The sequence below is a fragment of the Pseudomonas sp. IT-P4 genome, from assembly GCF_949767755.1.
GTDB lineage: Bacteria > Pseudomonadota > Gammaproteobacteria > Pseudomonadales > Pseudomonadaceae > Aquipseudomonas > Aquipseudomonas monachiensis.
Map to the genome: position 1 here is coordinate 144,431 of NZ_CATKPX010000045.1, position 25,264 is coordinate 169,694.

Here is a 25,264-nt window from a genome sequence, read left to right on the forward strand (position 1 = left end):
CTGTCGTATGTCTTTCGAGCTGCTGGCCACTGATGGCAAGGCTCGTCGCGGTCGTTTGACCTTCCCGCGCGGTACCGTCGAGACCCCGGCCTTCATGCCGGTGGGCACCTACGGCACGGTCAAGGGCATGCTGCCACGGGATATCGAGGCGACTGGCGCTGAAATCATTCTGGGCAACACTTTCCACCTGTGGCTGCGCCCAGGCACGGAAGTGATCAAGAAGCACGGCGACCTGCACGATTTCATGCAGTGGAAAGGCCCGATCCTGACCGACTCCGGTGGTTTCCAGGTGTTCAGCCTGGGCGCCATGCGCAAGATCAAGGAGGAGGGCGTGACCTTCGCTTCCCCGGTCGACGGCGCCAAGGTGTTCATGGGCCCGGAAGAGTCGATGCAGGTCCAGCGTGACCTGGGCTCGGACATCGTGATGATTTTCGACGAGTGCACGCCGTACCCGGCTGATGAAGACGTCGCCCGTATCTCCATGGAATTGTCCCTGCGTTGGGCCAAGCGTTCCAAAGAAGCCCATGGCGACAACACGGCGGCGCTGTTCGGTATCGTGCAGGGTGGTATGCACCAGGACTTGCGCATGCGCTCCCTGGAGGGTCTCGACAAGATCGGCTTTGACGGCCTGGCCATCGGCGGTCTGTCGGTGGGCGAGCCGAAGCACGAGATGATCAAGGTGCTGGATTACCTGCCGGGCATGATGCCGGCTGACAAACCTCGTTACCTTATGGGCGTTGGCAAACCGGAAGACTTGGTTGAGGGTGTGCGCCGCGGTGTGGACATGTTCGATTGCGTGATGCCAACCCGTAATGCCCGCAATGGGCATCTGTTCATTGATACCGGCGTGCTGAAGATCCGTAACGCGTTCCATCGCCATGATGATTCGCCGCTCGATCCGACCTGCGATTGCTATACCTGCCAGAACTTCTCCCGCGCTTATCTGCATCACCTGGACAAGTGTGGCGAAATGCTGGGAAGCATGCTCAATACCATCCATAACTTGCGTCATTATCAAGTGCTTATGGCTGGTTTGCGCGAGGCTATTCAACAGGGTACATTGGCCGCCTTTGTCGATGCCTTCTACGCCAAACGCGGGTTACCTGTTCCGCCTTTGGACTGAGTTTTCTGACCCCAAGATTCAACATTTGCAACTGGAGTGCTAAATGAGCTTTTTTATCTCTAATGCCATGGCTGACGCCGCTGCACCTGCTGCTGCCGGCCCAATGGGCGGCGGTTTCGAGTGGATTTTCCTGGTCGGTTTCCTGGTCATCTTCTACCTGATGATCTGGCGTCCACAGGCCAAGCGCGCCAAAGAGCAGAAGAATCTGCTGAGCAGCCTGCAGAAAGGCGACGAAGTTGTGACCACCGGCGGCATCGCCGGCAAGATCACTAAAGTTGCAGACGATTTCGTTGTTCTGGAAGTTTCCGACACCGTCGAAATGAAATTCCAGAAGGGCGCCATCGCTGCCACGCTGCCAAAAGGCACGCTCAAAGCGATCTAAGTTTCAACTTCATATTCAATCGACGGGGCGCGCAAGGCGCCCCGCGTCATAAACGGGCGGCGTGATGCTGAACAAATATCCTCTGTGGAAATACATTCTGATCCTGGCGGTGCTGGCGGTCGGTCTGATTTATTCCGCTCCCAATCTTTATCCTGATGACCCGGCCATTCAGGTCAGCGGTGCAAGCACTGCACTGCAGGTCAATCAGGCTGATCTGGATCGTGTGAGCGCTGCGCTCAAGGAATCCGGGATCAACGTCAAGGCTGCCACCCTGGCTGCCAACGGCAAGGGCGGCCTGATTCGCCTGACCAAGGCTGAAGACCAGCTGCCGGCCAAGGACGTTGTCCGCAAGGCGTTGGGTGATGACTACGTCGTTGCATTGAACCTGGCACAAACCACCCCGCAATGGCTGCGCAGCCTCGCCGCGCACCCGATGAAGCTGGGTCTGGACTTGTCCGGTGGTGTGCACTTCCTGCTGGAAGTGGACATGGACAAAGCCCTCGACGCACGCCTGAAAGTCTACGAAGGCGACGTCAAGAGCCTGCTGCGCAAAGAAAAACTGCGTTATCGCAGCCTGCCGCAACTCGATGGTGCCATTCAGCTGGGCTTCTCTGATGAAGCGACCCGCGAACAGGCCCGTTCGATCATTCGCAAGAACTTCAACGATTTCGACATTGTTCCGGCCGACCTCAATGGTCAACCGGTGCTGCGTCTGGCGATGACCCCGGCCAAGCTGGCGGAAATCCGCGAATACTCCATCAAGCAGAACTTGACCACGGTACGTAACCGCGTCAACGAGCTGGGTGTTGCCGAGCCGATCGTCCAGCGTCAGGGCGCCAACCGCATCGTGGTTGAGCTGCCAGGCGTGCAGGACACTGCCGAAGCCAAGCGTATCCTCGGCAAGACGGCCAACCTCGAGTTCCGCCTGGCCGCTGAGCCTGGCGCTTCGAAAGCCACTTCCGAATCCTTCGAGTTCCGCGAGGGCAACCGTCCTCCTGCGCTGATCGAGCGTGGCCTGATCATCACCGGTGACCAGGTCACCGACGCCAAGGCTGGCTTCGGCGAGCACGGCACCCCGGAAGTGAACATTCGTCTGGACGGTCACGGCGGCGAGCTGATGAGCCGTGCGACCCGTTCGAACGTCGGTCGCAGCATGGCGGTGATCTTCATCGAGCAGCGTCCGGTTACCACCTACACCAAGCAGATGGTCAACGGCGTCGAGAAAGACGTGGCGGTCCAGAGCTTCAAGGAAGAGAAGAAGATCATCAGCCTGGCGACCATCCAGTCGCCGCTGGGTGCTCAGTTCCGCATCACTGGCCTGAACGGCCAGGGCGAGTCGTCCGAACTGGCGCTGCTGCTGCGTGCCGGTGGTCTGGCTGCACCGATGTACTTCGCTGAAGAACGCACCATTGGTCCAAGCCTGGGTGCCGACAACATCACCAAGGGTATCGATGCATCGCTGTGGGGCATGCTGTTCGTCTCGCTGTTCATCATGGCCATCTACCGCTTCTTCGGCCTCATCGCCACCGTCGCACTGGCGGTGAACATGGTGATGCTGCTGGCCCTGATGTCGCTGCTGGGTGCAACGCTGACCCTGCCGGGTATCGCCGGTATCGTGTTGACCATGGGTATGGCGGTCGACGCCAACGTGCTGATCTTCTCGCGGATCCGTGAAGAGATCGCCGCCGGCATGACCGTGCAGCGCGCAATCAACGAAGGCTTCGGCCGGGCATTCACCGCGATTCTCGACGCCAACCTGACAACACTGTTGGTCGGCGGCATCCTCTTTGCCATGGGCACAGGTCCCGTCAAGGGCTTCGCAGTGACCATGTCCCTCGGGATCTTTACCTCGATGTTCACGGCCATCATGGTGACCCGCGCGATGGTCAACCTGATCTTCGGCGGTCGTGACTTCAAGAAGTTGTGGATTTAAGGGGCTGCCATGTTACGTACAATCAACTTCATGGGCGTTCGCAACTTTGCGTTCGGCGTCACATTGTTCCTTACCGCACTGGCGTTGTTCAGTGTTGCCACCAAGGGCATGAATTGGGGCCTGGACTTCACCGGCGGTACGCTCATCGAGCTGACCTACGAGCGTCCGGCTGACGTCACCCAGGTGCGTGAGCAGCTGGTGAAATCGGGTTATCACGAAGCCATCGTGCAGAACTTCGGTGCAACCACCGACCTGCTGGTGCGCATGCCTGGTGAAGACCCGCAACTGGGTCACCAGGTAGCCGAGGCCTTGCAGAAGGTCGGTGGCGAGAACCCGGCGACGGTCAAGCGCGTCGAGTTCGTCGGCCCGCAGGTGGGTGAAGAGCTGCGCGACCAGGGTGGCCTCGGCATGCTGATGGCGCTGGGCGGCATCCTGATCTACCTGGCTTTCCGCTTTCAGTGGAAGTTTGCGGTCGGTGCGATCGTTTCCCTGATCCATGACGTGATCGTGACCATCGGTATCCTGTCGTTCTTCCAGATCACCTTCGACCTGACGGTGCTGGCGGCGGTACTGGCGATCATCGGTTACTCGCTCAACGACACCATTGTGGTATTCGACCGGGTTCGCGAGAACTTCCGTGTACTGCGCAAGGCCAGCCTGATCGAGAACATCAACATCTCGACCACGCAAACCCTGCTGCGGACCATGGCGACTTCGATCTCCACCCTGCTGGCGATCGCGGCCCTGCTGTTCTTTGGTGGCGACAACCTGTTCGGCTTCTCCATCGCCCTGTTCATCGGTGTTCTGGCGGGTACTTACTCGTCGATCTACATCGCCAACGTGGTGTTGATCTGGCTGAACCTGAGCACGGAAGACCTGATTCCTCCGGCCAATACCGAGAAGGAAGTCGACGACCGTCCTTGAAGGCAAAGTCTTCAAGCGATGTAGTCCAAAAAAGGCGCGAGTTGAACTCGCGCCTTTTTTTGTGCTCCAAGGCTGGGAGAAGCGCGGACACGTTCCGCATGTGATGGTCCAGGAGGTTCATGTGAACAAGTCGATGCTGGTTGGTGCTGTACTGGGTGCTGTCGGTGTAACTGCCGGGGGTGCTGTGGCCACCTACAGCCTGGTTAAACAAAGCGGTCCTGAGTTTGCTCAGGTTCTAGCCGTTGAACCGGTCAAGACACAAATCAAGACTCCACGTGAAGTGTGCAAGGATGTAGCGGTCACCCGGCAGGCGCCGGTGAAAGATCAACACCAGATCGCCGGTACGGTGGTCGGTGCATTGGCAGGTGGTTTGCTGGGTAACCAGATCGGTGGCGGCAGCGGTAAGAAGATCGCCACGGTCGCGGGTGCTGTCGGTGGTGGTTACGCCGGCAACAAGGTGCAGGAAGGCATGCAAGAGCGTGACACCTACACCACGACCCAGACCCGTTGTAATACGGTGAATGACATCAGCGACAAGGTCGTGGGTTACGACGTGCGCTATTCGCTGGACGGCAAGGAAGGCAAGGTGCGCATGGATCGTGATCCAGGCAACCAGATTCCGGTGGATAAGGAAGGCAAGTTGATCCTGTCTGAGAATCAGGCGGCTCAGTGATCTGCTGATGCCGGATTAAAAAGAAGCACCCTGCGGGGTGCTTTTTTTGTGCCCACGATTTAAACATCACCGCCAATCCCCTGTGGGAGCGGGCTTACTCGCGAAGAGGGAGTGTCAGCCAGCATTTTTGTAGAATGACACACCGCTTTCGTCGGAGCGCCGCCCGGAGCAAGCCCGCTCCCACATTGGGTTTGTGGTGTTTTGAAGGGCAAATTCCAGGCATAAAAAAAAGCACCCCGCAGGGTGCTTTCTCTATCGCCGGAAGCTTAGCGCTTCAGCGAGGCCGGCAGGTGCGGCTGGATCGCCGTCAGCACTGCCTTGAAGCACTTGGTGTTACCGGCAACGACGTGGCCTTTCTCAAGGAAGTCGTGACCGCCGGTGAAGTCGCTCACCAAACCGCCAGCTTCCTGGATCAGCAGGGCGCCTGCAGCCATGTCCCATTCGGACAGGCCCGATTCCCAGAAGGCGTCGAAACGGCCGGCAGCCACGTAGGCCAGGTCCAGGCTCGCGGAACCGGCGCGGCGGATGCCGGCGGTCTGGCCAACCAGGGCGCGGAACATGCCCAGGTAGTTGTCGAGGTTGTCCATCTGGTCGTCACGGAACGGGAAGCCGGTACCCAGCAGGGCGCCGTCCAGGCTGGTGCGACCGCTGACGCGCAGGCGACGACCGTTCAGTTGGGCGCCGCGACCACGGCTGGCGGTGAATTCTTCCTGGCGAACCGGGTCCAGGACAACAGCGTGTTCCAGGCGACCGCGGTATTTGCAGGCGATGCTGACAGCGAAGTGAGGGATGCCGCGCAGGAAGTTGGTGGTGCCGTCCAGTGGATCGATGATCCACAGGTACTCTTCGCCTTCGATGCCGGAGCCGGCGTGCATACCGGTCTCTTCACCCAGGATCGAGTGATTAGGGTAGGCCTTGCGCAGGGCGTCGATGATTTTCTGTTCGGCGGCGCGATCCACCTCGGATACGTAATCCTTGGCGTCTTTTTCGTCGACCTTGATGGTATCCAGGCGCTCGATGGAGCGGAAGATCAATTCACTGGCGCTGCGGGCGGCGCGCAGCGCGATATTCAGCATGGGCTGCATGGATGTGTCACCTAAGGTTGTTAAAGAAAGCCGGGCATTCTATCAGAAAGTTTCTACAGGAGAAGGACGACGTTCGCTTTCATGGCTTAACGGTAGCTAGCGCTGTAAGATTCGGCTCCCGATTATTGTGTTCGAGAGCGCCTCCCTTGCTGCAAAACATTCGTGTCGTCCTGGTCAATACCAGCCATCCGGGCAATATCGGCGGGGCTGCGCGTGCCATGAAGAACATGGGGCTGTCGCGGCTGGTGCTGGTCGAGCCTCGTCAGTTCCCGCATCACGAGGCCGATGCTCGTGCTTCCGGTGCCGGGGACATCCTTGAAAACGCGCAAGTCGTCGCCACCTTGGAAGATGCCTTGGTCGGCTGCAATCTGGTGCTTGGCACCAGTGCCCGCGACCGGCGCATTCCCTGGCCGCTGCTCGATCCCCGCGAATGCGGCACGAAAGTGGTCGAGGAAGCCGGGCAGGGCGCCCAAATCGCCTTGGTGTTCGGTCGTGAAGATTCCGGCCTGACCAACGAAGAGCTGCAGCGATGTCATTATCACGTGCACATCCCATCAGACCCTGAGTTCAGTTCGCTGAACCTTGGGGCGGCGGTGCAGGTGTTGGGTTATGAAGTGCGCATGTCCTGGCTGGCGGCCCAGGGTCAGCCGAGCAAGGTCGAGAAGGAAGAAGTGGCTTCGGTCAAAAGCGCGGAGCTGGCGACCATGGACGAACTGGAACGATTCTATGAGCACCTGGAGCAGACCCTGGTGGCCATCGAATTCCTCGATCCGGAAAAGCCACGGCACTTGATGGCGCGCCTGCGCCGGTTGTACGGACGCAGCTCGGTCAGCCGGGCGGAAATGAATATTTTGCGTGGCATCCTCACGGAAACCCAGAAAGCGGCCCGTGGTGAGCTCCTTAAGCGGAAGGATTAATGATGTTCGAGCGTTTGCGTGAAGATATCCAGAGCGTATTCCACCGAGACCCGGCGGCGCGTAACGCTTTTGAAGTCCTGACTTGCTACCCCGGCATGCATGCCATCTGGATTCACCGTTTGTCGGCGATGCTGTGGCGCGCTGACCTGAAATGGCTGGCGCGGCTGGTGTCGAACTTCGGTCGCTGGTTGACCGGGATCGAGATCCATCCGGGTGCCAAAGTCGGTCGTCGCTTCTTCATTGACCATGGCATGGGCATCGTCATCGGTGAAACCGCCGAGATCGGCGATGACGTGACTATTTACCAGGGCGTGACCCTGGGCGGCACCAGCTGGAACAAGGGCAAGCGTCACCCGACCCTGGGTGATGGCGTCGTGGTCGGGGCGGGCGCGAAGGTGCTCGGTCCGTTCACTGTCGGTGCCGGGGCCAAGGTCGGTTCCAATGCGGTCGTGACCAAGGAAGTACCGCCGGGTGCCACTGTAGTGGGGATTCCGGGGCGGATCATCGTCAAGCCCGACGAAGAGCAGGACGCCAAGCGCAAGGCCATGGCCGAGAAAATCGGCTTCGATGCCTACGGCGTGACTGAAGACATGCCCGACCCGGTGGCTCGCGCCATCAACCAATTGCTCGATCACTTGCAGGCGGTCGATGGTCGTCTGGAGGGGATGTGCGGGGCGTTGAAGGATCTGGGCAGCAATTACTGTGCGAAAGATCTGCCTGAACTGCGCGAAGAAGACTTTGCCTGTGTGAAGGACAAGGGTCAGCAGACTGGCTGATGCCTTTGTGTAGGAGCTGCCGAAGGCTGCGATCTTTTGATCTTAGAGGGCAAGATCAAAAGATCGCAGCCTTCGGCAGCTCCTACGCAGGTCGCATTTAGACAATGGCAGAGCGCCGACCGGTGTGCCATTACGCCACAGACCCTGCTATGATGCGCCCGCTCTTTTGCGGGTAATCCCGACTAAAGTACTAGGTCTAATAGTTGACTTAAATACTCGGGAATTGCATACTCGCCTCATTCCGAACTCCGTGGTAATTGTCCATGCGACTGACTACAAAAGGCCGATACGCCGTGACCGCCATGCTTGACCTGGCGTTACACGCGCAGCACGGGCCCGTGTCCCTGGCCGATATCTCCGAGCGCCAAGGCATCTCCCTGTCCTACCTCGAACAGCTTTTCGCCAAGCTGCGCCGCAGCAACCTGGTGTCCAGCGTTCGCGGTCCGGGCGGTGGCTACCAATTGTCCCGCGACATGCAGGGCATCCAGGTCGCCCAGGTGATCGATGCGGTGAACGAATCGGTCGATGCAACCAAATGCCAGGGCCAGGGTGATTGCCACTCCGGTGACACTTGCCTGACTCACCACTTGTGGTGTGACCTGAGCCTGCAGATCCACGAATTTCTGAGCGGTATCAGCTTGGCTGACCTTGTGACTCGCCGTGAGGTGCAAGAAGTAGCCCAGCGCCAGGACCAACGCCGTTGCAACAGCAAGGCGCCACGCCTGGACAAGATTGAAGCGTCCGCCGTCGAATGACTGCCAGAGAGCTAGCGGCACGCCAGCCAGCCTGATTTAGGAGATAGTCCATGAAATTGCCGATTTACCTTGATTACTCTGCGACTACCCCGGTTGATCCGCGTGTCGCGCAAAAGATGAGTGAATGCCTGCTGGTCGACGGAAACTTCGGTAACCCGGCGTCCCGTTCCCATGTGTTCGGCTGGAAAGCCGAAGAGTCCGTCGAAAACGCCCGTCGTCAGGTGGCTGATCTGGTCAACGCCGACCCGCGTGAAATCGTCTGGACCTCCGGTGCTACCGAGTCCGACAACCTGGCAATCAAGGGTGCGGCACATTTCTATGCCACCAAAGGCAAGCACCTGATCACCACCAAGATTGAGCACAAGGCTGTCCTGGACACCATGCGCCAACTGGAGCGTGAAGGTTTTGAAGTGACCTACATCGAGCCTCGTACCGACGGCTTGGTAACTCCTGAGATGATCGAAGCCGAACTGCGCGACGACACCATCCTGGTTTCGGTCATGCACGTGAACAACGAAATCGGCACCATCAACGACATCGCAGCGATCGGCGAACTGCTCCGCTCCAAGGGCATCCTGTTCCACGTCGACGCCGCCCAGTCCACCGGCAAGGTCGAGATCGACCTTTCGAAGCTGAAAGTCGACATGATGTCGTTCTCCGCCCACAAGACCTACGGTCCTAAAGGCATCGGCGCCCTGTATGTAAGCCGCAAGCCGCGCGTACGTATTGAAGCGACCATGCACGGTGGCGGCCACGAGCGCGGCATGCGTTCCGGCACCCTGGCGACCCACCAGATCGTCGGCATGGGTGAAGCTTTCCGCGTAGCCAAGGAAGACATGGCTGCCGAGAACGCACGCATCAAGGCGTTGAGCGACCGCTTCTACAAGCAGGTCGAGCACCTGGAAGAGCTGTACGTCAACGGCAGCCTGACCGCCCGCGTTCCGCACAACCTGAACCTGAGCTTCAACTACGTTGAAGGCGAGTCGCTGATCATGGCGCTCAAGGATCTGGCGGTTTCGTCCGGTTCGGCCTGCACCTCGGCGTCCCTGGAGCCTTCGTACGTACTGCGCGCCCTGGGCCGCAACGACGAACTGGCACACAGCTCGATCCGCTTCACCTTCGGCCGTTTCACCACCGAAGAAGAAATCGACTACGCCGCGCAGAAAGTCTGCGAGGCCGTTACCAAGCTGCGCGCTCTGTCGCCGCTGTGGGACATGTACAAAGACGGTGTCGACATTTCGAAAATCGAGTGGGCGGCACACTGATTTCAAGTCGCCGCAATCAGCCCTGTAAACTCAGGTTTCAGGGCTTCAAGAGCGACTCTCTGATGAGTGAGGATTAAGAATCATGGCTTACAGCGAAAAGGTCATCGACCACTACGAAAACCCGCGCAACGTCGGCAAGATGGATGCGCAAGATCCTGATGTCGGCACCGGCATGGTCGGCGCTCCGGCGTGCGGCGACGTGATGCGCCTGCAGATCAAGGTCAACGACGCCGGTATCATCGAAGATGCCAAGTTCAAGACCTACGGCTGCGGTTCGGCTATCGCTTCCAGCTCCCTCGCCACCGAGTGGATGAAGGGCAAGACCCTGGACGAAGCGGAAACCATCAAGAACACCCAGCTGGCTGAAGAACTGGCCCTGCCGCCAGTGAAAATCCACTGCTCGGTACTCGCTGAAGACGCCATCAAGGCGGCCGTTCGCGATTACAAGCAGAAGAAAGGCTTGATCTGATTTTCGAGTTTTGGCGACGAGTAAGGAGTCACCGATGGCTATCAGCATGACAGAAGCGGCTGCTCGACACGTGCGGCGCTCCCTCGACGGGCGCGGCAAAGGTGAAGGGATTCGTCTGGGTGTTCGCACCACGGGCTGTTCCGGCCTTGCCTACGTGCTGGAGTTTGTCGACGAGGTGGTTGCAGAGGACCAGGTGTTCGAAAGTCACGGCGAAAAAGTGATCATCGACCCGAAAAGCCTCGCTTACCTGGACGGCACCGAGCTCGATTTCGTCAAGGAAGGGTTGAACGAAGGCTTCAAGTTCAACAACCCCAACGTACGCGGTGAATGTGGCTGCGGCGAAAGCTTCAACATCTGAGGCTTGTCGTGGGTACTCCTTGTCATTTCGCTTTATTTGAGCTGCAACCGAGTTTCGATCTGGACCTCGATCAGCTGGCTACGCGCTACCGTGAGTTGGCGCGCAGTGTTCATCCGGACCGCTTTGCCGACGCTTCCGAGCGTGAGCAGCGGTTGGCGCTGGAGCAATCCGCGAGCCTCAACGAGGCCTACCAGACGCTCAAGAGTCCACCCAAGCGCGCGCGTTACCTGCTCGCCTTGAATGGTGGCGAGCTGCCGCTGGAGGTCACGGTGCATGATCCGGAGTTCCTTCTGCAGCAGATGGAGCTGCGTGAAGAGCTCGAAGACCTGCAGGACAGCGCCGACCTCAATGGCGTTGCCGTCTTCAAGCGTCGCTTGAAGGCTGCCCAGGATGAACTGAACCAAAGCTTCGCAGCTTGCTGGAACGATGCCGCGCACCGTGAACAGGCCGAACGCCTGATGCGGCGCATGCAGTTCCTCGACAAGCTCACCTACGAAGTGCGCCAGCTGGAAGAGCGCCTCGACGATTAACCCAGTGCCGCTCCGGTCGCACGCCTGATATACAGATAAGTCCTGATAACGATGGCCCTACTGCAGATCGCCGAACCCGGCCAAAGTCCTCAACCGCACCAGCGTCGTCTGGCTGTGGGGATCGACTTGGGCACTACCAATTCGCTGGTCGCTGCATTGCGCAGTGGTCTTTCCGAGCCGCTTGCCGACGCAGAAGGGCAGGTCATCCTGCCGTCTGCCGTGCGCTACCACGCCGATCGCGTCGAGGTGGGCGAATCCGCCAAGCTGGCTGCCGCTACCGATCCCTTGAACACTGTGCTGTCGGTCAAGCGCTTGATGGGTCGTGGTCTGTCCGACGTCAAGCAGCTTGGTGATCAGTTGCCGTACCGCTTTGTCGGTGGCGAGTCGCACATGCCGTTCATCGACACGATCCAGGGCCCGAAAAGCCCGGTGGAAGTCTCCGCCGACATCCTCAAGGTGCTGCGCCAACGCGCTGAAGCGACCCTGGGTGGTGAGCTGGTGGGCGCGGTGATCACCGTTCCGGCCTATTTCGACGACGCCCAGCGTCAAGCCACCAAGGACGCGGCCAAGCTGGCCGGTCTGAACGTGCTGCGTTTGCTCAATGAGCCGACCGCTGCCGCCGTGGCTTATGGTCTGGACCAGCACGCTGAAGGCCTGGTCGCGATCTACGACCTGGGTGGCGGCACCTTCGATATTTCGATTCTGCGCCTGACCGGCGGTGTCTTCGAAGTTTTGGCCACCGGTGGCGACAGCGCCCTGGGTGGCGATGACTTCGACCACGCGATCGCCGGCTGGATCATCGAGAGCGCCGGTCTGTCCGCCGACCTCGATCCGGGTGCGCAACGCAATTTGCTGCAAACCGCCTGTGCGGCCAAGGAAGCCCTGACCAATGCTGCGGCCGTTGAGGTTGCCCATGGCGACTGGAAAGCCGAGCTGACCCGCGAAGCCTTCAATGCGCTGATCGAGCCAATGGTCGCTCGCAGCCTGAAAGCCTGCCGCCGCGCTGTTCGTGATTCCGGTATTGAACTGGAAGACGTGCACGCCGTAGTCATGGTCGGTGGTTCGACTCGCGTGCCTCGCGTTCGCGAAGCCGTCGCCGAAGCCTTTGGTCGCCAGCCGCTGACTGAAATCGACCCGGATCAAGTGGTAGCCATCGGTGCTGCGATCCAGGCCGATACCTTGGCGGGCAACAAGCGCGATGGCGGCGAACTGTTGCTGCTGGACGTGATTCCGTTGTCCCTGGGGCTGGAAACCATGGGCGGCCTGATGGAGAAGGTGATTCCGCGCAACACCACCATCCCCGTCGCCCGCGCCCAGGACTTCACCACTTATAAAGACGGCCAGTCGGCCATGGCCATCCACGTATTGCAGGGCGAGCGCGAGCTGATCAGCGACTGCCGCTCCCTGGCGCGCTTCGAGCTGCGCGGCATTCCGGCGATGGTGGCTGGCGCGGCGAAGATCCGCGTGACCTTCCAGGTCGACGCCGACGGTCTGCTCAGCGTTTCCGCCCGTGAGCTGGGTTCGGGAGTTGAGGCCAGCATCCAGGTCAAACCGTCCTACGGTCTGACCGACGGCGAAATCGCCAGGATGCTCAAGGACTCGTTCCAGCACGCCAATGACGACAAGGTTGCCCGCGTACTGCGCGAGCAGCAGGTCGACGCCCAGCGCCTGATCGAAGCGGTGCAGGCTGCCCTGGAGGCCGATGGCGAGCGCTTGCTCGACGCCGAAGAGCGCCTGGTCATCGACATGCAGGTGCAGGAACTGACCGAACTGATGAAAGGTACCGATGGTTACGCCATCGAGCAGCAGACCAAGCGTCTGTCGCAAGTGACCGACGCCTTTGCTGCCCGCCGCCTGGACTCGACGGTGAAAGCCGCGCTGGCGGGGCGCAACCTGAATGAGATTGAGGAATAACGATGCCGCAGGTCATTTTTCTGCCACACGAGAAGTTTTGCCCCGAAGGCATGGTTGTTGAGGCTGAAACAGGTATTTCCATCCTCGAGCTGGCCCATGAGCACCACATCGAGATGGAAAGCGCTTGCGGCGGCGTCTGCGCCTGCACCACCTGCCACTGCATCATCCGCGAGGGTTTCGACTCGCTGGAAGAGGCTGACGAGCTGGAAGAGGACTACCTTGATAAGGCCTGGGGTCTTGAGCGCGAGTCCCGTCTGGGGTGCCAGGCCAAGGTCGGTACCGAAGACCTGACCGTCGAGATTCCGAAGTACTCGCTCAACCACGCAGCCGAAGCACCGCACTGATTCAAGGAATTGTCATGAAACTCAAGTGGACTGATGTGCTGGAGATCGCGATCCAGCTGGCTGAAAGCAAGCCCGACGTGGACCCTATGTCGGTCAACTTCGTCGATCTGCGTAAATGGGTGATGGAACTGCCCGATTTCGACGACATGCCTGAGCATTGTGGCGAAAAGATCCTGGAGGCCATTCAGGCCCACTGGATCGAAGAACGCGAGTAGGAGCTGACTCGCGAAGCGAGGCTGCGATCTTTTCCATCCGCTTGAGTTTCAAGCACGGGATCGGGATCAAAGGATCGCAGCCTTCGGCAGCTCCTACAGTAGGTAGGCGTCGCGACCGTCACTCAGTTAGGCAATACCCGAGAACCCGCGTATAATTCGCGGGTTTAATTTTTCGTAAATTACCGTTTCTGGAGTTACACCATGGCTGTTCAACGTACTTTCTCCATCATCAAGCCTGACGCCGTTGCTAAAAACGTGATCGGCGAGATCACCACTCGTTTCGAAAAAGCTGGCCTGCGCGTTGTAGCTTCGAAACTGAAGCAACTGTCCAAAGCCGAAGCCGAAGGCTTCTACGCTGAGCACAGCGCTCGTGGTTTCTTCAACGACCTGGTTGCTTTCATGATCTCCGGTCCGGTTGTCGTTCAGGTTCTGGAAGGCGAAAACGCTATCGCTCTGAACCGTGAGCTGATGGGCGCTACCAACCCTAAAGAAGCTGCTGCCGGCACCATCCGTGCTGACTTCGCTGACTCCATCGACGCCAACGCTGTACACGGTTCGGACTCCGAAGCCGCTGCCGCTCGCGAAATCTCGTACTTCTTCGCAGCTACTGAAGTAACCACTCGCTAAGCATTGGCTTAAGAGTGAAGGTGAATCCATGACTACATCGACTGTAAAAACTAACCTGCTGGGTCTGACTCAGCTGGAAATGGAAAAATTCTTCGACTCAATCGGGGAGAAGCGTTTCCGTGCCGGTCAGGTAATGAAATGGATTCACCACTTTGGTGTCGATGATTTCGATGCCATGACGAACGTCAGCAAGGCCTTGCGCGAAAAGCTCAAGACTGTTGCCGAGGTCCGTGGTCCGGAAGTGGTCAGCGAGGACATCTCCAGCGACGGCACCCGCAAGTGGGTGGTGCGCGTGGCGTCCGGCAGCTGCGTCGAGACCGTATACATTCCCCAGGGCAAGCGCGGTACCTTGTGCGTTTCGTCCCAGGCAGGCTGTGCCCTGGATTGCAGTTTCTGCTCCACCGGCAAGCAAGGCTTCAACAGCAACCTCACCGCCGCCGAAGTCATCGGCCAGGTGTGGATTGCCAACAAATCCTTTGGTAGCGTCCCGGCAACCGTCGACCGTGCCATCACCAACGTGGTGATGATGGGCATGGGTGAGCCGCTGCTGAACTTCGACAACGTCGTCGCGGCCATGCATCTGATGATGGACGACCTGGGCTACGGCATTTCCAAGCGCCGTGTGACCCTGTCGACCTCCGGCGTGGTGCCGATGATCGATGAGCTGTCCAAGCACATCGACGTCTCCCTGGCGTTGTCCCTGCACGCACCGAATGACGCATTGCGTAACCAATTGGTGCCGATCAACAAGAAGTATCCGCTTAAGATGCTGCTCGAGTCGTGCCAGCGCTACATGTCGAACCTCGGCGAAAAGCGCGTGCTGACCATCGAATACACCTTGCTCAAGGACATCAATGACAAGGTCGAGCACGCCGTGGAGATGATCGAGCTGCTCAAGAACATCCCGTGCAAGATCAACCTGATCCCGTTCAACCCGTTCCCGCACTCCGGTTACGAGCGCCCGAGCAACAACGCCATCCGGCGTTTCCAGGATCAGCTGCATCATGCCGGCTTCAACGTCACCGTCCGCACCACCCGTGGTGAAGACATCGACGCGGCCTGTGGTCAATTGGTAGGGCAGGTGCTGGATCGCACCCGTCGCAGCGAACGTTATATCGCCGTGCGTGAACTCAACGCCGAGAACGATGTAGCGCAAGACGCCGCGAAATAACCGAGAGAGGATCTCTATGTCCCTGCGCTTTGCGCTGCTTTTGCTGTTGGCCAGCCTGTGTGCTGGCTGCGTGCTTTCGGGCGACTACAACCCGATGAAGACCAGCAAGGGCCGTGATGAGGCGCGTGAGGCGTACGTGCAACTTGGTATCGGGTATTTGCAACAAGGCATGACCGAACGCGCCAAGGTTCCGCTGAAGAAAGCGCTGGAGCTCGATGGCTCCGACCCTGATGCCAACGCGGCGCTGGGGCTGGTGTTCCAGGCCGAGATGGAACCGGAACTTGCCGACGAGCATTTTCGCAAGGCGCTGGCTTCCCGTCCCGCCGATGCACGAATCCTCAATAACTACGGCAGTTTTCTGTTCGAGCAGAAACGTTACAACGAAGCCTACGAGCGCTTCGAGCAAGCCGCTGCCGATACCCTGTATCCTGAGCGTTCGCGGGTGTTCGAGAACCTGGGCATGACCGCTGCAATGCTCGGTCAGCGCGATCTGGCCCAACAGCAACTGGAAAAAGCCCTGCGCCTGAACCACCAACAACCACGTGCATTGCTGGAAATGGCTGAGTTGTCTTACGAAGACAGGCATTATGTGCCCGCGCGTGACTATTACGACCGTTTTAGCCAGCTCTCCGAACAAAATGCACGTAGTCTATTGCTCGGCGTTCGGCTGGCAAAAGTGTTCGAAGACCGCGACAAGGCCGCAAGCAAAGGCCTGCAACTAAAAAGACTCTATCCCGGTACGCCGGAATATCAGCAATACCTGTCGGAGCAATGATGAAAGCGGCGCATCCCGAAGTTGTAGCAGCGAATCGCGTAAACCCCGGTGAGACTTTACGCCAGGCCCGCGAAAGCAATGGCTGGTCGCTGGCCGAAGTGGCCCTCAAGCTCAACCTCACCACCACTTCCCTGAGCAATCTGGAAGCCGGCGCCTTCGACAAGCTGCCCGGGCATACGTTTGCTCGCGGTTACATTCGCGCCTATGCCAAATTGCTCGGCATGGACCAGGCCGTTCTGGTCCAGCAATTCGATCAATCCACCGGTACCGACTCCCAGGGCAGCAATGTTCACAGCCTGGGTCGTATTGAAGAGCCGGTGCGGGTTTCCCACACCATTTTGCGAATCGTCAGCCTGCTGTTGCTGGTCGCGGTGATCGGTGGCGGTTTCGTCTGGTGGCAGGATCAGACCTCGATGCGCACCAAGGACCTGATCGGTCTGGCACCAGAACACGTTGAAGTCGAAGGCGCCGACGGTACGACACAGATTCATCCGCTGGACGAGCCGGAAGACCAGGCCGTCGCGGAAGGTCAATCCGACGGCGGAACCGCCCTCGCGCTGCCACAGGCCGACGCTGCGGCCGAAGCACCAGAACAGGCTCAAGTGACTGCGCCAGCCGCCCCGGCAGCGCCGACCGCGCCAGCCGCACCTGCCCATACCACCGCGCCTGTTGTCGCAGCACCGGTGACCCCGGCAGCTCCGGCTCCGGCAGCTCCAGTCGTTCCGGCCCCGGTGGCGACTGCACCGGTAATCGCTCCTGCTCAAGCCGCGCCAGTGGCCGGTGAAGGCCAGGTCCAGGTGCAGTTCACCTCCGATTGCTGGACACAAGTGACCGATGGTAGCGGCAAGGTGCTGTTCAGCGGTCTCAAACGCAAAGGCGACAGCCTGGCAGTCAATGGCAAGCCTCCGTTTGCCGTGCGTCTGGGCTTTGCCCGCGGCGCTCAGGTCAGCTACAACGGCCAGCCGGTCGATGTCGCTCCGTTCACCAGTGGCGAGACTGCTCGCCTGAAGTTGGGTCAATAAGTCATGCACGGCGAATCTCCAATCAAACGTCGCGAATCCCGCAAGATCTGGGTCGGTAACGTGCCTGTTGGCGGCGATGCGCCTATCGCTGTGCAGAGCATGACCAACAGCGACACCAACGATGTCGCGGCCACGGTCGCGCAAATCAATCGTCTGGAAGCGGCCGGCGTCGATATCGTGCGGGTCTCCGTACCGGACATGGACGCCGCCGAAGCCTTCGGCAAGATCAAGCAGCTGGTCAAGGTGCCTCTGGTTGCCGACATTCACTTCGACTACCGGATCGCTCTGCGCGTCGCCGAACTGGGTGTCGATTGCCTGCGGATCAACCCGGGCAACATCGGGCGCGAAGACCGCGTGCGTGCAGTGGTGGACGCCGCCCGTGACCGCGGGATCCCGATCCGTATCGGCGTGAACGCCGGTTCCCTGGAAAAAGACCTGCAAAAGAAATACGGCGAGCCGACCCCGGCGGCGCTGGTCGAGTCGGCCTTGCGCCACGTCGAGCACCTTGAACGCCTGAACTTCCAGGACTTCAAGGTCAGCGTGAAAGCCTCCGACGTGTTCATGGCCGTCGAAGCCTACCGCTTGCTGGCCAAGGAAATCGTCCAGCCGCTGCACCTGGGCATCACCGAAGCCGGTGGTTTGCGTTCCGGCACGGTGAAATCTGCCGTGGGCCTCGGTATGCTGCTCGCCGAAGGGATTGGCGATACTATCCGCATCTCGTTGGCGGCCGACCCGGTCGAGGAAGTGAAAGTCGGCTACGACATTCTCAAGTCCCTGCACCTGCGTTCCCGTGGCATCAACTTCATCGCCTGCCCGAGCTGCTCGCGGCAGAACTTCGATGTGGTCAAGACCATGAACGAGCTGGAAGGGCGTCTCGAAGATTTGCTGGTGCCGCTGGATGTCGCGGTGATCGGTTGCGTGGTCAACGGCCCTGGCGAAGCCAAGGAAGCCCATATCGGCTTGACCGGCGGCACGCCGAACCTGATTTACATCGACGGCAAGCCGTCGCAGAAACTGACGAATGACAATCTGGTGGATGAGCTTGAACGCTTGATCCGCCAGAAAGCGGCCGAAAAGGTCGAAGCTGACGCTGCCGTTATTGCGCGCGGCTGAACCTGACTGAAGAGCCGAACGAATTTAAGGATTTAAAGTGAGCAAGTCATTGCAAGCCATTCGTGGCATGAACGACATCCTGCCCGAACAGACCCCCCTGTGGCGTCATTTCGAAGGCACCGTTTCGCGCCTGCTGGATAACTACGGTTACAAGCAGATCCGCATGCCGATCGTCGAGTTCACCGAGCTGTTCAAGCGTTCCATCGGTGAAGTGACCGACATCGTCGAAAAAGAGATGTACACCTTCGACGACCGCAACGGCGACTCCCTGACCCTGCGCCCTGAAGGCACGGCGGCCTGTGTGCGCGCGGTGCTGGAACACGGCATCACCGGCGGCGGCCAGGTTCAGAAACTCTGGTACATCGGCCCGATGTTCCGCCACGAGCGTCCACAGAAAGGCCGTTATCGCCAGTTCCACCAGATCGGTGTGGAGGTGTTCAACCTCGACGGTCCGGACATCGACGCCGAGCTGATCGTGCTGACGTGGCGCCTGTGGGGCGAACTGGGCATCCGCGATGCGGTCAAGCTCGAGCTCAACAGCCTGGGCACCAGCGAATCCCGTGGTCGTTATCGCGAGGCACTGGTGGAGTTCCTGTCCCGGCATCTGGACAAGCTGGACGAAGACAGCCAGCGCCGCCTGAAGACCAACCCGTTGCGCGTCCTGGACACCAAGAACGCCGAGACACAGGCGATTCTGGTCGATGCGCCGAAAATGGCCGACTACCTCGACGAAGAATCCCGCGTGCACTTCGAGGGCCTCAAGGCTCGCCTGGACGCCGCCGGCATTCCTTACGTGATCAACCCGAAGCTGGTTCGCGGGCTGGATTACTACAGCAAGACCGTTTTCGAATGGGTCACCGACAAACTCGGCGCCCAGGGCACCGTGTGTGCTGGTGGTCGTTACGACGGCCTGGTCGAGCAGATGGGCGGCAAGCCGACCGCCGGCGTTGGCTTTGCGATGGGCATCGAACGCCTGGTGCTGTTGCTCGAAACCCTGGAGCAGATCCCGCAAGAGATCTCCCGTCAGGTCGACGTCTACCTCTGCGCTTTCGGTGAAGCCGCCGAACTGGCTGGCCTGACCCTGGCGGAGCGGGTTCGTGACCAGTTGCCCAACCTGCGCCTGCAAGTGAATGCCGGCGCCGGCAGTTTCAAAAGCCAGTTCAAGAAGGCCGACAAGAGCGGTGCGCTGTACGCGCTGATCCTCGGTGACGACGAAATGGCCCAGCAAGTGGTAGGTTTCAAACCCCTGCGTGGCCAGGGCGAACAACAAAGCATTGCCTGGGATGCGCTTGCAGCGCACCTGGCCACCTGCGTCGTGCAGGGTTGAAGCTGTCTAAACAGCCGAATTAGCGATTAAGGAGTATTGGGGTGTCGAGTACCGAAGACGAACATTTGATGGAATTGAAGGAATGGTGGTCACGCAACGGTAAGCCCCTGGTCACTGGCGGCCTGTTGGCGCTGGTCATCGTGTTCGGCTGGCAGGCGTTCCACAAGTATCAGAGCAATCAGTCGCAAGGCGCCTCGATTCTCTATCAGCAATTGCTCGAAACCACGCTGACGCCTGACGGCAAGCCTGACGCGGCCCGTGTTTCGGACCTGGCCGGCAAGCTCAACAGCGAGTTTGGCGGCAGCGCCTACGCGCAGTACGGCAGCCTGTTCGTGGCCAAGGTAGCGGTCGACAGCGGCAAGCTGGACGACGCGGCCAGCGAGCTCAAAGCCATTGTCGCCAAGCCGGCCAACCCGGCGCTGGGCGAAATCGCCCGTCAGCGTCTGGCCCAGGTACTCGGCGCGCAGAACAAGGCCGACGAAGCACTGAAGCTGCTCGAAGGCGATGCTGACAAGGCATTCCTGGCCACTCGCGAAGAACTCAAGGGTGACCTGCTGGTGCAGCTGGGTCGTACCGACGAGGCGAGCGCTGCGTATCAAAAAGCCAAGGCGGCACTGTCGGATGAAGCGGCGGTCGGTGGCCTGCAAATCAAGCTGGACGACCTGGCCAAAGGGGATGCGTGACGTGATTCGTTGGAAACATGCAGCATTGCTGGCCCTGGCCATTTTGGCCGCGGGTTGCAGCAGCAACAGCAAAAAAGAACTGCCTCCGGCCGAGCTGGTCGACTTCAAGGAAGAAGTGGTTCTGCACAAGCAGTGGAGTCGTTCGATCGGTGACGGTCAGGGCGAAACCTACAACATGCTGGTTCCGGCCATCGATGGCGATACCATCTATGCCGCCGACGTCACTGGCGTGTTGATGGCGATGGACCGCAACACCGGCGACGTCAAATGGAAGAAAGACCTCGAACTGCCTGTCTCCGGCGCCGTGGGTGTTGGTTACGGACTGGTCACCATTGGTACGATCAAGGGTGAAATCGTTGCCCTGGACGCGATCAACGGTGAAGAAAAGTGGCGCGCTCGCGTGTCCAGCGAAGTACTGGCGCCGCCAGCCAACAACGGCGACGTCGTGGTGGTCCAGACCCAGGACGATCGTCTGATCGGTCTGGACGCCTCCACCGGTGACCGTCGCTGGATCTATGACAGTACGCCTGCGGTACTGACCCTGCGCGGTACCAGTGCGCCGATCGTGACCAACCGCCTCGCGGTGGCTGGCCTGTCGACCGGTAAAGTGGTTGCCGTGGACATCACCAACGGCGTACCAGTGTGGGAACAGCGCGTAGCGATCCCGCAAGGCCGTTCGGAACTGGAGCGCGTGGTCGACATCGACGGTGGCTTGCTGCTGTCGGGCGAGACGCTGTATGTCGCCAGCTATCAGGGGCGCGTTGCCGCTCTGGACCTGCAAAGCGGCCGTCAGCTCTGGCAGCGTGATGCTTCCAGCTATGCCGGTGTCGCCCAGGGTTTCGGTACCGTTTATGTGAGCCTGTCTTCGGGCACCGTTGAAGGCGTCGATGAGCGTTCCACCACAGCCTTGTGGAGCAACGACTCGCTGGCCCGCCGTCAACTGTCGGCTCCGGAAGTGTTCTCCAGCTACGTTGCAGTCGGTGACCTGGAAGGTTACCTGCACCTGCTGAGTCAGGTGGACGGTCGTTTCGTCGGCCGCGAGCGCATCGACAGCGACGGCCTGCGTGCCCGTCCGCTGGTGGTGGGTGACACGATTTATGTGTATGGCAACAGCGGCAAACTGGAAGCCCTGACCATCAAGTAACGACTATGCTTGGGGTTTAACCCCCAAGCGGCCCCGGTTTACCGGGGTTTGCAGCGCTTTCAAGCGTTGCCCCGAGCACCAGCCGCTGCCTCGCAGCGGCTTTTGTATTTTCTGAAATAACGAAGTGGAGAGCCGCATGGTTCCCGTAATCGCCCTGGTGGGCCGACCGAACGTCGGCAAGTCCACCTTGTTCAACCGCCTGACCAGGACTCGTGACGCCATCGTCGGCGACTTGTCCGGTCTGACCCGTGATCGCCAGTACGGTGAGGCCAAGTGGCAAGGGCGTTCCTACATTCTGATCGACACCGGCGGTATCTCCGGTGACGAACACGGTATGGACGAAAAGATGGCCGAGCAGTCGCTGCTGGCCATCGAAGAAGCGGATGTCGTTCTGTTCCTGGTAGATGCCAAGGCCGGTTTCACCGCCGCCGACCAGATGATCGCCGAGCATTTGCGCAAACGTAACAAGCGTTCCTACGTGGTTGCCAACAAGGTCGACAACATCGACCCGGAAATGGCCCGCGCCGAATTCGCTCCATTGGGCATGGGCCACGCGATTCCAATCGCTGGTGCTCACGGTCGTGGCATCACCCAGATGCTGGAAATCGCCTTGAGTGACTTCCCGAAAGACGATGACGAGCTGGAAGAAGGCGAGGAAGAAGACGTCGCCGAAGGCGAGGAAGCCAAGCGCATTCCTGGCCCGAGCGAAAAAGACGGGATCAAGATCGCCATCATCGGCCGTCCGAACGTCGGCAAGTCGACCCTGGTCAACCGCATGCTCGGCGAAGACCGGGTAATCGTCTACGACCAACCCGGCACCACCCGCGACAGTATCTACATCCCGTTCGAGCGTAACGACGAGAAGTACACGCTGATCGACACCGCCGGTGTGCGCAAGCGCGGCAAGATCCACGAAGAAGTCGAAAAGTTCTCCGTGGTCAAAACCCTGCAAGCGATCAAAGACGCCAACGTGGTGATCTTCGTGATGGACGCCCGCGAAGGCGTGGTGGACCACGACCTCAACCTGCTGGGCTTTGCCCTCGAGGCCGGTCGTGCGTTGGTCATCGCGATCAACAAGTGGGACGGCATGACGCCGAGCGAGCGCGACTTCGTCAAGATCGAGTTGCAGCGTCGCCTGTTCTTCGTCGAGTTTGCCGATATTCACTTTATCTCGGCACTGCACGGCACCGGCGTGGGCAACCTCTACGCCTCGGTACAGAACTCGTTCAAGTCCGCGGTTACCCGCTGGCCGACCAGCCGCCTGACCCAGATTCTGGAAGACGCGGTCAGCGAGCACCAGCCGCCGATGGTCAACAGCCGCCGGATCAAGCTGCGTTATGCCCACCTGGGTGGCGCGAACCCGCCGATCATCGTGATCCACGGTAACCAGATCGAGAAGGTGCCGAAGTCCTACGTGCGTTACCTGGAAAACACGTATCGCCGTGTGCTGAAGCTGGTCGGTACGCCGATCCGCATCGAGTTCAAGGGTGGCGAGAACCCGTACGAAGGCAACAAGAACACGCTCACCGACCGTCAGGTCAACAAGAAGCGTCGCTTGATGTCGCACCACAAGAAGGCCGACAAGAAGCGTCGCGACAAGCGCTGATCGAGGTTTTTCCCGTGGGATGGAAAGGGCGCCAATGGCGCCCTTTTTCATGCCTGCCGTTTGGGCTATCCTCGGACTCCCCCGCGCCGCCGTAGAGCCGGGTGTAGAGCAGGGAACCACCGATGATCACCAGCAAGCTGCCGAATGTCGGCATCACTATCTTCACTCAGATGTCTCAGCTCGCGGCACAGACCGGCGCGCTCAATCTGTCCCAGGGCTTTCCCGATTTCGCGGCCCCGCAGGCCCTGTGCGATGCGGTCGGCCGGCATATCGCCAGCGGCCATAATCAATATTCGCCAATGACCGGGCTGCCGGTGTTGCGTCAGCAGATCGCGGCGAAGATCGCCCGCAGTTATGGCGCACAGGTGGATGTAGATACTGAAGTGACGGTTACCCCCGGTGCGACCGAGGCGATTTTCTGTGCCATTCAGGCGGTTATCCACAGCGGTGACGAAGTCATCGTGTTTGATCCGGCATACGACAGCTACGAGCCTTCGGTGGAGTTGGCCGGCGGTCGTTGCGTGCATGTGCAACTGGGCCTGAACGACTTCAGTATCGACTTCGAGAAGCTTGCCCTGGCACTCAGCCCGCGTACGCGAATGATCATCCTCAACACCCCGCACAACCCCAGTGGCGCATTGATCAGCCGTGCCGAACTCGACCAGTTGGCAGACTTGATCCGCGATCGCGACATCTACGTGATCAGCGACGAAGTCTATGAACACCTGGTGTATGACGGTGTGCCCCACGTCAGCGTGCTGAATCATGAAGAGCTGTATCAGCGTGCCTTCGTGGTCAGCTCGTTCGGCAAGACCTACCACGTCACAGGCTGGAAAACCGGCTATGTGGTTGCACCACCGGCCCTGACGGCGGAATTGCGCAAGGTGCACCAGTACGTGAATTTTTGTGGGGTGACGCCGCTGCAATATGCATTGGCCGATTACATGGCCGAACATCCCGAACACGTCGAGGAGCTGCCGGGTTTCTATCAGGCCAAGCGTGATTTGTTCTGCGATCTGTTGGCACCGTCGCGTTTCAGCTTCACCCGGGTGACCGGCACCTATTTCCAGTTGGTCGATTACTCGCGGATCCGCCCGGATCTCAATGATGTCGAGATGGCCCTGTGGATGACCCGCGAGCACGGCGTGGCCAGTATCCCGATCTCGGTGTTCTACCAGACGCCACCGGTCGGCCAGCGCCTAGTGCGGCTGTGCTTTGCCAAGCGTGAGGAGACCCTGCGTGAAGCAGCGGAAAAACTATGCGTGATCTGAGTGCATTGCCCAAGCTGACCGTTGCGCTGATCCAGACGTCCCTGGCCTGGCACGACCGCCAGGCCAACCTCGAGCATTTCGAGCCACTGCTGGAGCAGGCTCGCGGCGCCGACCTGATCATTCTGCCGGAGATGTTCACCACCGGGTTCTCCATGGAATCCGAGGCCCTCGCCGAAGCGGAAAACGGCCCCACCAGCAAATGGCTGCGGGTCCAGGCGGCAAAGCTTGATGCGGTGATCACCGGCAGCGTCATCGTCCAGGCCATCGACGGCAGCCATCGCAATCGCCTGCTGTGGGCGCGCCCGGATGGCGAGGTGTTGCACTACGACAAGCGTCACCTGTTCCGCATGGCCGGTGAGCATAACCACTACACCCCCGGCGAACGCCAGGTGCAGTTCGAGCTCAAGGGCTGGCGAGTGCGGCCGTTGATCTGCTACGACCTGCGCTTCCCGGTGTGGAGCCGTGACGCCCAGGACACCGACCTGCTGCTGTACACCGCCAACTGGCCAGGTGCGCGGCGCCAGCACTGGAACCGCTTGCTGCCGGCGCGGGCGATCGAGAACCTGTGCTATGTCGCGGCGGTCAATCGCATCGGGACTGATGGCAAGGGCTTTGCCTATACGGGTGACAGTCAGGTGCTGGATTTCCAGGGCGAGACGCTGCTCAGTGCCGGAGAGGCAGACGGGGTGTTCACGGTGGTGCTGGATGCGGCAGAGCTGGCGGCGTATCGCACGCGGTTTCCGGCGAATCTGGATGCCGATACCTTTGAGTTCATCTGATATTCCGGTGTACTCCAAAAGATCGTCCGAACGCGGCCCGAGCGTTCGGACGATCTTTTGATCTTAAAGCCGCACAAACGAAA

The 25,264-nt window shown here is 59.9% G+C and carries 27 protein-coding genes; 26 read left to right on the forward strand and 1 reads right to left on the reverse strand.

Annotated features, from left to right (window positions below; all coding sequences use genetic code 11):
- Positions 1–7 precede the first annotated feature (7 nt).
- The 5 genes from tgt (at position 8) to ACM6IT_RS18660 (ending at position 5,035) form a co-directional block, all read left to right on the forward strand.
- On the forward strand, positions 8–1,123 hold the full coding sequence (gene tgt / locus ACM6IT_RS18640) for a tRNA guanosine(34) transglycosylase Tgt (protein WP_162130301.1): 1,116 nt from the start codon (positions 8–10) through the stop codon (positions 1,121–1,123).
- Between the two features lie 43 nt (positions 1,124–1,166).
- The gene (yajC, locus tag ACM6IT_RS18645) at positions 1,167–1,505 is read left to right on the forward strand and encodes a preprotein translocase subunit YajC (protein WP_007916913.1); all 339 of its coding nucleotides are present in this window, start codon (positions 1,167–1,169) and stop codon (positions 1,503–1,505) included.
- Between the two features lie 64 nt (positions 1,506–1,569).
- A complete protein-coding gene (secD, locus tag ACM6IT_RS18650) occupies positions 1,570–3,438 on the forward strand; it encodes a protein translocase subunit SecD (RefSeq protein WP_056721279.1) in 1,869 nt (622 codons plus the stop codon).
- Positions 3,439–3,447: 9 nt separating this feature from the next.
- Positions 3,448–4,362 (forward strand): protein translocase subunit SecF, encoded by a 915-nt coding sequence (gene secF, locus ACM6IT_RS18655; protein ID WP_056721278.1) that lies wholly within the window; start codon positions 3,448–3,450, stop codon positions 4,360–4,362.
- A gap of 121 nt (positions 4,363–4,483) precedes the next feature.
- Positions 4,484–5,035: a glycine zipper 2TM domain-containing protein gene (locus ACM6IT_RS18660; RefSeq protein WP_056721275.1), complete on the forward strand. Its 552-nt coding sequence runs from the start codon at positions 4,484–4,486 to the stop codon at positions 5,033–5,035.
- Between the two features lie 266 nt (positions 5,036–5,301).
- Here ACM6IT_RS18660 and suhB read toward each other — a convergent pair whose 3' ends face one another.
- A complete protein-coding gene (gene suhB / locus ACM6IT_RS18665; protein ID WP_008057724.1) occupies positions 5,302–6,120 on the reverse strand; it encodes an inositol-phosphate phosphatase in 819 nt (272 codons plus the stop codon).
- 146 nt (positions 6,121–6,266) lie between these two features.
- On the opposite strand from suhB, the gene trmJ reads away from it, so the two are divergent.
- The 21 genes from trmJ (at position 6,267) to ACM6IT_RS18770 (ending at position 25,181) form a co-directional block, all read left to right on the forward strand.
- Complete coding sequence (trmJ, locus tag ACM6IT_RS18670; RefSeq protein WP_414913940.1) at positions 6,267–7,037, forward strand: tRNA (cytosine(32)/uridine(32)-2'-O)-methyltransferase TrmJ; 771 nt, start codon at positions 6,267–6,269, stop codon at positions 7,035–7,037.
- Between the two features lie 2 nt (positions 7,038–7,039).
- Positions 7,040–7,813 carry a serine O-acetyltransferase gene (gene cysE, locus ACM6IT_RS18675; RefSeq protein WP_056721270.1) on the forward strand — a complete coding sequence of 258 codons (774 nt, stop codon included), beginning with the start codon at positions 7,040–7,042 and terminating at the stop codon, positions 7,811–7,813.
- Between the two features lie 263 nt (positions 7,814–8,076).
- Positions 8,077–8,568, forward strand: coding sequence for a Fe-S cluster assembly transcriptional regulator IscR (iscR, locus tag ACM6IT_RS18680; protein ID WP_003227911.1), 492 nt, complete (start codon positions 8,077–8,079; stop codon positions 8,566–8,568).
- Between the two features lie 50 nt (positions 8,569–8,618).
- Positions 8,619–9,833, forward strand: a complete 1,215-nt coding sequence (locus ACM6IT_RS18685; protein ID WP_056721268.1) for an IscS subfamily cysteine desulfurase — start codon at positions 8,619–8,621, stop codon at positions 9,831–9,833.
- 82 nt (positions 9,834–9,915) lie between these two features.
- The gene (iscU, locus tag ACM6IT_RS18690) at positions 9,916–10,302 is read left to right on the forward strand and encodes a Fe-S cluster assembly scaffold IscU (RefSeq protein ID WP_056721266.1); all 387 of its coding nucleotides are present in this window, start codon (positions 9,916–9,918) and stop codon (positions 10,300–10,302) included.
- Positions 10,303–10,336: 34 nt separating this feature from the next.
- Positions 10,337–10,660, forward strand: a complete 324-nt coding sequence (iscA, locus tag ACM6IT_RS18695; protein WP_003227904.1) for an iron-sulfur cluster assembly protein IscA — start codon at positions 10,337–10,339, stop codon at positions 10,658–10,660.
- Between the two features lie 8 nt (positions 10,661–10,668).
- The gene (hscB, locus tag ACM6IT_RS18700) at positions 10,669–11,190 is read left to right on the forward strand and encodes a co-chaperone HscB (RefSeq protein WP_046040913.1); all 522 of its coding nucleotides are present in this window, start codon (positions 10,669–10,671) and stop codon (positions 11,188–11,190) included.
- A 51-nt stretch (positions 11,191–11,241) separates the two neighbouring features.
- Positions 11,242–13,104 carry a Fe-S protein assembly chaperone HscA gene (gene hscA / locus ACM6IT_RS18705; protein WP_056721263.1) on the forward strand — a complete coding sequence of 621 codons (1,863 nt, stop codon included), beginning with the start codon at positions 11,242–11,244 and terminating at the stop codon, positions 13,102–13,104.
- Positions 13,105–13,106: 2 nt separating this feature from the next.
- On the forward strand, positions 13,107–13,448 hold the full coding sequence (fdx, locus tag ACM6IT_RS18710) for an ISC system 2Fe-2S type ferredoxin (protein WP_007998670.1): 342 nt from the start codon (positions 13,107–13,109) through the stop codon (positions 13,446–13,448).
- Positions 13,449–13,462: 14 nt separating this feature from the next.
- Positions 13,463–13,663, forward strand: a complete 201-nt coding sequence (gene iscX, locus ACM6IT_RS18715; RefSeq protein WP_056721260.1) for a Fe-S cluster assembly protein IscX — start codon at positions 13,463–13,465, stop codon at positions 13,661–13,663.
- Positions 13,664–13,864: 201 nt separating this feature from the next.
- Positions 13,865–14,290, forward strand: a complete 426-nt coding sequence (gene ndk, locus ACM6IT_RS18720) for a nucleoside-diphosphate kinase (RefSeq protein ID WP_007903599.1) — start codon at positions 13,865–13,867, stop codon at positions 14,288–14,290.
- 28 nt (positions 14,291–14,318) lie between these two features.
- Positions 14,319–15,461, forward strand: a complete 1,143-nt coding sequence (gene rlmN / locus ACM6IT_RS18725) for a 23S rRNA (adenine(2503)-C(2))-methyltransferase RlmN (RefSeq protein ID WP_056721259.1) — start codon at positions 14,319–14,321, stop codon at positions 15,459–15,461.
- Between the two features lie 16 nt (positions 15,462–15,477).
- Entirely contained in the window at positions 15,478–16,236 is a 759-nt protein-coding gene (pilW, locus tag ACM6IT_RS18730) for a type IV pilus biogenesis/stability protein PilW (RefSeq protein WP_056721257.1), read from the forward strand.
- Positions 16,236–17,258: a RodZ domain-containing protein gene (locus ACM6IT_RS18735; protein ID WP_414913937.1), complete on the forward strand. Its 1,023-nt coding sequence runs from the start codon at positions 16,236–16,238 to the stop codon at positions 17,256–17,258. The genes pilW and ACM6IT_RS18735 overlap by 1 nt, the downstream gene beginning before the upstream one ends.
- A 3-nt stretch (positions 17,259–17,261) precedes the next feature.
- The gene (gene ispG / locus ACM6IT_RS18740) at positions 17,262–18,371 is read left to right on the forward strand and encodes a flavodoxin-dependent (E)-4-hydroxy-3-methylbut-2-enyl-diphosphate synthase (RefSeq protein WP_003185136.1); all 1,110 of its coding nucleotides are present in this window, start codon (positions 17,262–17,264) and stop codon (positions 18,369–18,371) included.
- 37 nt (positions 18,372–18,408) lie between these two features.
- Complete coding sequence (gene hisS / locus ACM6IT_RS18745) at positions 18,409–19,698, forward strand: histidine--tRNA ligase (protein WP_008053247.1); 1,290 nt, start codon at positions 18,409–18,411, stop codon at positions 19,696–19,698.
- 41 nt (positions 19,699–19,739) lie between these two features.
- Positions 19,740–20,381, forward strand: coding sequence for a tetratricopeptide repeat protein (locus tag ACM6IT_RS18750; protein ID WP_008053246.1), 642 nt, complete (start codon positions 19,740–19,742; stop codon positions 20,379–20,381).
- Positions 20,374–21,525: an outer membrane protein assembly factor BamB gene (bamB, locus tag ACM6IT_RS18755; protein ID WP_056721253.1), complete on the forward strand. Its 1,152-nt coding sequence runs from the start codon at positions 20,374–20,376 to the stop codon at positions 21,523–21,525. The genes ACM6IT_RS18750 and bamB overlap by 8 nt, the downstream gene beginning before the upstream one ends.
- Positions 21,526–21,661: 136 nt before the next feature.
- A complete protein-coding gene (gene der, locus ACM6IT_RS18760) occupies positions 21,662–23,131 on the forward strand; it encodes a ribosome biogenesis GTPase Der (protein ID WP_046040936.1) in 1,470 nt (489 codons plus the stop codon).
- Between the two features lie 122 nt (positions 23,132–23,253).
- A complete protein-coding gene (locus tag ACM6IT_RS18765) occupies positions 23,254–24,402 on the forward strand; it encodes a pyridoxal phosphate-dependent aminotransferase (RefSeq protein WP_414918496.1) in 1,149 nt (382 codons plus the stop codon).
- Positions 24,390–25,181 (forward strand): amidohydrolase, encoded by a 792-nt coding sequence (locus ACM6IT_RS18770; protein ID WP_414918497.1) that lies wholly within the window; start codon positions 24,390–24,392, stop codon positions 25,179–25,181. Before ACM6IT_RS18765 ends, ACM6IT_RS18770 begins: the two co-directional genes overlap by 13 nt.
- Positions 25,182–25,264: the final 83 nt, after the last annotated feature.

Excerpts from the sequence above, each read along its gene's own strand:
- tgt (WP_162130301.1), top strand. The coding sequence starts at position 8 with ATGTCTTTCGAGCTGCTGGCCACTGATGGCAAGGCTCGTCGCGGTCGT.
- yajC (WP_007916913.1), top strand. The coding sequence starts at position 1,167 with ATGAGCTTTTTTATCTCTAATGCCATGGCTGACGCCGCTGCACCTGCT.
- secD (WP_056721279.1), top strand. The coding sequence starts at position 1,570 with ATGCTGAACAAATATCCTCTGTGGAAATACATTCTGATCCTGGCGGTG.
- secF (WP_056721278.1), top strand. The coding sequence starts at position 3,448 with ATGTTACGTACAATCAACTTCATGGGCGTTCGCAACTTTGCGTTCGGC.
- suhB (WP_008057724.1), bottom strand. The coding sequence starts at position 6,120 with ATGCAGCCCATGCTGAATATCGCGCTGCGCGCCGCCCGCAGCGCCAGT.
- cysE (WP_056721270.1), top strand. The coding sequence starts at position 7,040 with ATGTTCGAGCGTTTGCGTGAAGATATCCAGAGCGTATTCCACCGAGAC.
- iscR (WP_003227911.1), top strand. The coding sequence starts at position 8,077 with ATGCGACTGACTACAAAAGGCCGATACGCCGTGACCGCCATGCTTGAC.
- ACM6IT_RS18685 (WP_056721268.1), top strand. The coding sequence starts at position 8,619 with ATGAAATTGCCGATTTACCTTGATTACTCTGCGACTACCCCGGTTGAT.
- iscU (WP_056721266.1), top strand. The coding sequence starts at position 9,916 with ATGGCTTACAGCGAAAAGGTCATCGACCACTACGAAAACCCGCGCAAC.
- iscA (WP_003227904.1), top strand. The coding sequence starts at position 10,337 with ATGGCTATCAGCATGACAGAAGCGGCTGCTCGACACGTGCGGCGCTCC.
- hscA (WP_056721263.1), top strand. The coding sequence starts at position 11,242 with ATGGCCCTACTGCAGATCGCCGAACCCGGCCAAAGTCCTCAACCGCAC.
- fdx (WP_007998670.1), top strand. The coding sequence starts at position 13,107 with ATGCCGCAGGTCATTTTTCTGCCACACGAGAAGTTTTGCCCCGAAGGC.
- iscX (WP_056721260.1), top strand. The coding sequence starts at position 13,463 with ATGAAACTCAAGTGGACTGATGTGCTGGAGATCGCGATCCAGCTGGCT.
- ndk (WP_007903599.1), top strand. The coding sequence starts at position 13,865 with ATGGCTGTTCAACGTACTTTCTCCATCATCAAGCCTGACGCCGTTGCT.
- rlmN (WP_056721259.1), top strand. The coding sequence starts at position 14,319 with ATGACTACATCGACTGTAAAAACTAACCTGCTGGGTCTGACTCAGCTG.
- pilW (WP_056721257.1), top strand. The coding sequence starts at position 15,478 with ATGTCCCTGCGCTTTGCGCTGCTTTTGCTGTTGGCCAGCCTGTGTGCT.
- ACM6IT_RS18735 (WP_414913937.1), top strand. The coding sequence starts at position 16,236 with ATGAAAGCGGCGCATCCCGAAGTTGTAGCAGCGAATCGCGTAAACCCC.
- ispG (WP_003185136.1), top strand. The coding sequence starts at position 17,262 with ATGCACGGCGAATCTCCAATCAAACGTCGCGAATCCCGCAAGATCTGG.
- bamB (WP_056721253.1), top strand. The coding sequence starts at position 20,374 with ATGCGTGACGTGATTCGTTGGAAACATGCAGCATTGCTGGCCCTGGCC.
- der (WP_046040936.1), top strand. The coding sequence starts at position 21,662 with ATGGTTCCCGTAATCGCCCTGGTGGGCCGACCGAACGTCGGCAAGTCC.
- ACM6IT_RS18765 (WP_414918496.1), top strand. The coding sequence starts at position 23,254 with ATGATCACCAGCAAGCTGCCGAATGTCGGCATCACTATCTTCACTCAG.
- ACM6IT_RS18770 (WP_414918497.1), top strand. The coding sequence starts at position 24,390 with ATGCGTGATCTGAGTGCATTGCCCAAGCTGACCGTTGCGCTGATCCAG.